6 protein-coding genes and 1 pseudogene are annotated in these 6,763 nt (G+C 71.6%); 4 read left to right on the top strand and 3 right to left on the bottom strand.

The features are described from left to right. A pseudogene (locus tag ITJ68_RS15495) lies at positions 1-191 on the bottom strand (erythritol/L-threitol dehydrogenase); the annotation flags it as partial. 107 nt (positions 192-298) lie between these two features. On the opposite strand from ITJ68_RS15495, the gene ITJ68_RS15490 reads away from it, so the two are divergent. Then, positions 299-1,261 (top strand): sugar-binding transcriptional regulator, encoded by a 963-nt coding sequence (locus ITJ68_RS15490; protein ID WP_228505656.1) that lies wholly within the window; start codon positions 299-301, stop codon positions 1,259-1,261. Between the two features lie 40 nt (positions 1,262-1,301). On the opposite strand, the gene ITJ68_RS15485 is transcribed toward ITJ68_RS15490, so the two are convergent. After that, positions 1,302-1,838, bottom strand: coding sequence for a DinB family protein (locus tag ITJ68_RS15485; protein WP_194662459.1), 537 nt, complete (start codon positions 1,836-1,838; stop codon positions 1,302-1,304). Between the two features lie 83 nt (positions 1,839-1,921). On the opposite strand from ITJ68_RS15485, the gene ITJ68_RS15480 reads away from it, so the two are divergent. Continuing rightward, positions 1,922-2,578, top strand: coding sequence for a histidine phosphatase family protein (locus ITJ68_RS15480; protein ID WP_194662458.1), 657 nt, complete (start codon positions 1,922-1,924; stop codon positions 2,576-2,578). A 99-nt stretch (positions 2,579-2,677) separates the two neighbouring features. Here ITJ68_RS15480 and ITJ68_RS15475 read toward each other — a convergent pair whose 3' ends face one another. Then, on the bottom strand, positions 2,678-4,420 hold the full coding sequence (locus tag ITJ68_RS15475) for a glycerol-3-phosphate dehydrogenase/oxidase (protein ID WP_194662457.1): 1,743 nt from the start codon (positions 4,418-4,420) through the stop codon (positions 2,678-2,680). Positions 4,421-4,669: 249 nt separating this feature from the next. On the opposite strand from ITJ68_RS15475, the gene ITJ68_RS15470 reads away from it, so the two are divergent. Next, complete coding sequence (locus ITJ68_RS15470) at positions 4,670-5,611, top strand: sugar-binding transcriptional regulator (protein ID WP_194627429.1); 942 nt, start codon at positions 4,670-4,672, stop codon at positions 5,609-5,611. 65 nt (positions 5,612-5,676) lie between these two features. Continuing rightward, positions 5,677-6,702 carry a helix-turn-helix transcriptional regulator gene (locus tag ITJ68_RS19645; RefSeq protein WP_194662456.1) on the top strand — a complete coding sequence of 342 codons (1,026 nt, stop codon included), beginning with the start codon at positions 5,677-5,679 and terminating at the stop codon, positions 6,700-6,702. The last annotated feature ends 61 nt before the right edge of the window (positions 6,703-6,763 follow it).

The raw sequence follows: 6,763 nt of genomic DNA, 5'->3' as shown, positions 1-6,763 counted from the left end.
CACTTCAGGTCCGAGGCGCAGATCCCGACGGCGTCGGTGCGGAGCAGCAGTTCCCCGGGTCCTGGGGTGGGGACGGGGCGGGTCTCGAGGCGGTAGTCGCCGGGGCCGTGCACGACGACCGCCCGCATCGTCGCAGGGATCCCGGAATCGGTGGTGTCCGTCGGGGTGGTGGTGTCCGTCGTCGTCGACATGCGCTGTGTCCTCCGTTGGTCAGCAGTGGTTCGACCACGACTGTACACCGCACAGAACAAATGTACAGAACACAATTTCTGGACGGAGAGCGCGTTACGATCGCAGCATGTCCGACGAGATGCCCGCACCGGACTCCGCGCGCAGTCGCTTCCCGCTCGACACCGTGTACCAGGCGGCGCGGATGTACTACCTCGAGGACGCCACCCAGGTCGAGATCGCCGCACGGCTCGGGGTCTCCCGCCCCACGGTGTCGCGGCTCGTGGCCGAGGCCCGTCGTGCCGGACTCGTGCGCATCGAGGTCGTCGACCCGTTCCAGGACGAGACCGTCGCGCTGGCCGAGCGCCTGCAGGTCGTGCTGGGTCTGCACGCGGTGCACCTCGCCGCCGTGACCCACACCACGACGCTCGGTGCGGACCTCGCCGTGCCGCTCGCCGCCGCGCTGGAGGACATGGCGCTGGTCGCCGGTGACGCGGTGCTGATGTCCTCGGGCCGGACGGTGTACGACGTCGCCCGCGGGGGGATGCCGCAGCTGCCGGGCGTGCAGCTCGTCCCGACCGTCGGCGGCCAGGCGGACCCGATGCCGTGGTTCCAGACGAACGAGATCACCCGGACGGCCGCCGAGCACTCCGGCGCGATCCCGGCGTTCCTCTTCGCGCAGGCGCTCCCGTCCGAGGCGATGCGGGCCTCCCTCGACGAGGACCCCGCGTTCCAGCACGTCATCGGCCTGTGGGGTCGGGCGAAGGGCGCCGTGCTCGGCATCGGGGCGCCGACCCCGACGCGGGACGCCCTGGCGCGGGGCATCCCCGTGGAGGACCGGGCCTTCGACCTGGCCGCCGGCGACGTCTGCCTGAACTTCTACGCGCCCGACGGGTCCCCGATCGAGTTCCCGGGGAGCGACCGGATGGTGCGGACCTCGCGCGAGGTCCTGGCGGCGGTCCCGCACGCGGTGGGCGTGGCCGTGGGCGAGGCGAAGGTGCCGAGCATCATCGGCGCCGTCCGCGGGGGGCTCGTCAACGAACTGGTCTCGGACGCGGCGACCGCACGGGCACTGCTCGACGCGCTGGCCTGACGCGGCGGCGGTCCGGACTGCACCCGCGCGGCGCTCGTGGCTACATCTGGTCGGTGTGGGTGCGGCGGACGTCCCAGAGGTGGTGCACCGGGTCGTGCGCGTAGTAGACGGCGAGGGTCGCGACCGTGAAGGTGCTGCCGTCCGAGCGGAGCCCGGTGCGCTCGAGCTGGTCGTCACGGACCTCGTCGAAGGCCACGGCGGCGCGGTGGGCGGCAGCGCCGAGCTCGCGGGCGACGGTGGCCGGGTCCTGCTCGGCGTACCGGTCCTCGACCGCGGTGGCGTCCTGGTCCCAGTTCGGGAAGGTGGGGGCGTCCTCGGTGAGCATGAGCGTGAGGCGTTCGGTCATCATCGCGTGGACGTCGCGCACGTGGGCGGCGTACTCGAGCGTGGACCAGGTGTGCTCGTCCGGGCGCTGCCGGGCGTCCTCGCGGAGCAGTGCCCCGGGCCAGCCCGTGGCGTTCGCCTCGACGATGCCGGGCACGTCGCGGATCGTCGTCGCGCTGCCGTCGTAGCCGCAGTCGGTGCACGGGGTCTCGATGACCCAGGTCCAGTTCTTCGTGTCGGGTTCGATCGCCATGGCCCGATCGTAGGGGGCCGCCGGTGGGGGCGCGTCCGGCCGGCCGGGCGGCACCGACACACGCGCCTCCGTAGGGTGGCTGCATGCGACTGCTGCTGATCCGACACGGCCAGACTCCCGCCAACGTGACCGGCGTCCTCGACGCCGAGGTCCCAGGCCCCGGACTCACCGAGCTCGGGCAGCAGCAGGCCGAGGCGCTGCCGGCGGCCCTCGCCGAGCGCGGCATCGAGCGGGTCTTCGTGTCGTCGATGCTCCGGACGCAGCTGACCGCGGCGCCGCTGGCGGAGGCGCTCGGCCTCGAGCCCGCGGTGCTGCCGGGCCTCCGCGAGATCGAGGCCGGCGACCTGCAGGGCAAGCGCGACCAGACCTCCGTGCAGCGCTACCTGGCCACGTGCTACGCCTGGGCGTCCGGGGAGCGCGAGGCCCGGATGGCCGGCGCCGAGACCGGCGAGGACTTCTTCGACCGCTACGACGACGCGATCGCCCAGGTCGAGGCGAGCGGCGCGGACGTCGTCGCCGTGTTCAGCCACGGGGCCGCGATCCGGATCTGGGCCGCGACGACGGCGCAGAACGTGCCGAACGACCTCGGCTCACGGCGGCACCTGGAGAACACCGGCGTCGTCGAGCTCGAGGGCTCCACGGCCGACGGCTGGCGCCTGGTCGACTGGGAGGGTGAGCCGCTCGGCGGCGACGACCTCATCGACCGGACCGCGCAGGACCCGACCGGCGAGCAGTTCTAGCGAGCGAGAGCGACGCCCGGTCGACGCGACCCGGCCACAGACGAACGGGAGGCCCGGTACCAGCTGGTACCGGGCCTCCCGTCCGTCAGTGGGCCGTGATCAGGCGTGCGCCGCCGACGCGGTCAGCGGCACGACCACGCCGTGCGACTCGCGCAGGACGTCGAGCGTGTGCTGGACCTCGTCCGCGCGCTGCTCGGCGTCCCAGCCGAGGACACCGGCGAGGACGTCGGCCAGCTCGTCGAGCAGGTCGATCGTGACCCCGCCGACGAACGCGAGGTTCGTGCGACGCAGCACCACGTCGATCAGGTGCACGGCGTGCTCGTGCTGGGCGAAGTAGGCCACCTCGGCACGGGTGAGCCCGGCGTCGGACTCGAGCGGCTCGACCGGACCGTCCGTCAGGACGTCCACGACCTCGGCGGCACGGGTGCCGTAGCGCTGCAGGAGCCCCTCGACCAGCTCGGTGTCGAGACCGTCGCGGTGCGACTTGACCCACAGGGCGCGCTGGGCGTCCGTAGTCGGGAACTCCTTGCCACCGCCGATCGGAATGCCGGTCGTGTCGACCTTGCGGGCCATGCCGAGCTTCTGCGTGGCCTCGGTCGACAGGTGCGCGGCGAGGGCGCGGAAGGTGGTCCACTTGCCGCCCACCAGCGACAGCACGGTCGTCTTCCCGAGCCCGGGGATCGTGGTGTCCACGATGCGGTAGTCGCGGGAGACGAAGCCGGGGGCGGTGTCCTCGTGACGGGGGAGCGGGCGGATGCCCGAGTAGCTGTAGACGATGTGGTCGCGGGTGACGTCGATCTGCGGGAACACGTGCTTGACGAGCCCGAAGAAGTAGTCGATCTCCTCGTCGGTGGTCACGACCGGCTTCGACGGGTCGGCGTCGATGTCGGTGGTGCCGATGAGGACCCGGCCCTTGAGCGGGTAGATCAGGACGATGCGTCCGTCGTCGTTCTCGAAGAACAGCTCGCGGCCCTTGGTGGCCTCGAGGAGCTCGTCGTTGTGCACGACGATGTGCGAGCCCTTGGTGCCGCCCATGAACTTCGTCTCGCCGCCGAACGCCTGGTTCGTGAGGTCGGTCCACGGCCCGGAGGCGTTGATCACGACGTCCACCTGGAAGGCGAACTCCTCGCCGGTCTCGCGGTCGCGGAGCAGGACGCCGCCGTCGCGGGTGCCCGCGGCCTCGACGTAGTTGGTCGCACGGGCGGTCGCGGCGGAGCCGGTCCCGGTGCCGGCGGCCAGGCCGTCCTTGAGGACGTCGAGCGCCAGGCGCTCCGGCTCGTGCACCGAGGCGTCGTAGTAGGTGCCCGTGTACTTCAGGTCCTTGTTGAGGGCCGGCATGTCCGCCAGTGCCGCCTTCTTCGTGCGGAAGACGTGCTTGGGGACCGAGCCGCCGTCGCGGGAGAAGGAGTCGTAGATCGTCATGCCGATCTTGATGAGCATCGCGCCGCGCTCCTTCGTGGAGCGCTGCTTGTGCGTCAGCATGCGGAGCGGGGCGTTCATGATGCCGGAGAACGTCGAGAAGATCGGCATCGTCGTCTGCAGCGGCTTGACGTAGTGCGGGGCGATGCGGATCAGGCCGTTGCGCTCCTGCACGCTCTCGCGGACGAGGCGGAACTCGCCGTTCTCGAGGTAGCGGATGCCGCCGTGGATCATGTGGCTCGACGCCGCGGAGGCGCCGGATGCGTAGTCGCCGCGCTCGACGAGCGCGACGTCGACGCCCTGCAGGGCGAGGTCGCGGAAGGTGGCGATGCCGTTGATGCCGCCACCCACGATGAGGACCTGTGCGTTCGGGCGCTCGGTGAGGTCGGTCACCGTGCGTCGGGGCTGCGTCGTCTTCGACATGTGCGTACGCGTCGCTTTCTGGGGTCGGTTCTGGTGGTCTCCATCGATCGTGCGCCCGCTGAGAAGTCGTGGCAACTTGCGTGCACGAACGTGCAGCACGTCTGTGGGCACGTCCGGCACGGCGGACAGGAGGCTCGACCGAGGTTGCAGAGGCCGTGCACGTCCGTGCATGGTTGGCTCCATGAACACGAGCGCAGGTCCAGCGAGTTCCCTTGCAGGGTGGACCTGGTGAGCGACGCGGCACAGCCGATGCGGACGCAGCAGGCCCTGCGCGCTGCACACCTGTACTACCTGCAGGACCTGACGATGGACGCCATCGCGGACGAGCTCGGCACGTCCCGGTCGTCGGTCTCCCGGTTGCTCAAGCACGCCAGGGACACCGGGCTCGTCGACATCCAGATCCGGTCGCCCCTGGACCAGGCCGCGGCACTCAGTCGGAACATCCGTGCACGGTTCGGGGTGCACGCCCACGTGGTGCCGGTGCCGGACCACACGAGCGACGTCGACCGCCTGGAACGGGTGGCGCTGTCGGCGGCCCGGATCCTGACCCAGTACATCGAGTCGAACATGGTGATCGGCCTGTCGTGGGGCTCGACGGTGAGCGCCGTCAGCCGGTTCCTCGTGCCGAAGACCACCCACGGGTCCACGGTCGTGCAGGTGAACGGCGCCGCGAACACCCGCACCACCGGCATCGTCTACGCGTCCGAGATCCTCCGGCGGTTCGGCGAGGCGTACGGCGCCCTCGTGCAGCAGTTCCCCGTGCCGGCGTTCTTCGACGACCCCGCGACGAAGGAAGCCCTGTTCCGCGAGCGCTCCATCCGCCGCGTGCTCGACCTGCACGAGCGGATGGACGTCGTCGTGTTCGGTGTCGGTGCGCCGCAGGCCCCGGTGCCCTCGCACGTCTACTCCGGCGGGTACCTCGACCCCGCCGACCGCGAGGAGCTCACCCGCGCTGGCGTCGTCGGCGACGTCTCGACGGTGTTCTACCGCGCGGACGGGTCGTGGCGGGACATCGGGCTGAACGCCCGCGCCGGTGGCCCCGACCTGGACATCATCAAGCGGGCACCGCGGCGGATCTGCGTGGTCGCCGGGCGGGGCAAGGCGGCGTCGCTCCGCGGGGCGCTCGCAGCCGGGCTCGTGACGGACCTGATCCTCGACGAGAGCATCGGGCAGGCGATCCTGCAGAACTGAGCCGGCCCTCCGGCTGGTCCGTTCGGCGTGGTGATTTGTCGGTGGTGGTCGATACGTTCTCGCCCATGGTGCTCTCCACGCAGACCCGGCCGTCGGCCACGACGCTCGGAACCCCTCCCACAACGCCGGTGGCCGGTGCTCCGGAGCGCCCGGGCGCGCGCTGGTTCCGTCGGGTCAAGGGCACCGACATCGACCACGCGGTCGCCTTCTTCTCCGAGGGCTACGACCTCCGCTCACCGGTCGTCCGACGCACCTCACGGCACACGCCGTGGGACTTCTCCGGGGTCGGCGACGAGCGCATGTCCCTGCGGACCGCCCGTGCCGCCGTCGACTTCCGCGGTGCGTGCCGCACCGACGACGAGTTCCACGTGGTCTGGCTGCGGTCGGGGTCGACCTCGTTCTCCCACCGCGGCGAGCACGTCGACCTGCAGCCCGGCGTGCCCGTGGTGCTGCCGATCGGTGACACCTGGGAGATGCACCACCGCGACATCTCCCTCAACATCGTCCAGCTCGACCGCCGCTTCGTGACGGCCCTGACCGGGGACCCGGACTTCGCGTTCGAGCCCCTCCAGCGGCCGTCGACCGAGGGCGTCCGCGTGTGGCAGGACGTCGTCCGCCGCAACTCGTCGACCTGGCTGGACCGCGGCACCGAGCTCAGCACCGTCGCACGCCGCGACATCGCCGAGTCCTTCGCGCGCGCGGCACTGACCGCCTTCCCCCGGCGCGAGGTCTGGCGGGCATCGGTGGACGGCACCGGGCCGGAGCACGAGCGGCTCCGACGCGCGCTCGAGTTCGTGCACGCCCACGCCGCCGAGGCCATCGGCACGCCGGAGATCGCGTCGGCCGCCGGCCTCAGCCCGCGGGGGCTGCAGCAGTCGCTGCGTCGGCACCTCGACCAGACGCCGGGGGAGCTGCTCCGGCAGGTGCGGCTCGACGGCGCCCACGCCGAACTCCGTCGCGCCGACCGTGACGAGGTCTCGGTCGCCGAGATCGCACGGGCGTGGGGCTTCGGGCACCTCGGCCGGTTCTCCGCCGCGTACCGGGTGCGCTTCGGCGAGCTGCCGAGCGAGTCGCTCCGCAGCAGGGGCTGACCGCATGGGCGATCTGCACGGCTGACCGAATCGCGCTGCACGGATCGGCCCAGGATCATCC

The sequence above is a fragment of the Curtobacterium sp. VKM Ac-1395 genome (assembly GCF_015350975.1).
Classification (GTDB): Bacteria; Actinomycetota; Actinomycetes; order Actinomycetales; family Microbacteriaceae; genus Curtobacterium.
Note: the sequence above shows the minus strand (reverse complement) of the source record. Positions and strands in the feature narration are given on the sequence as shown.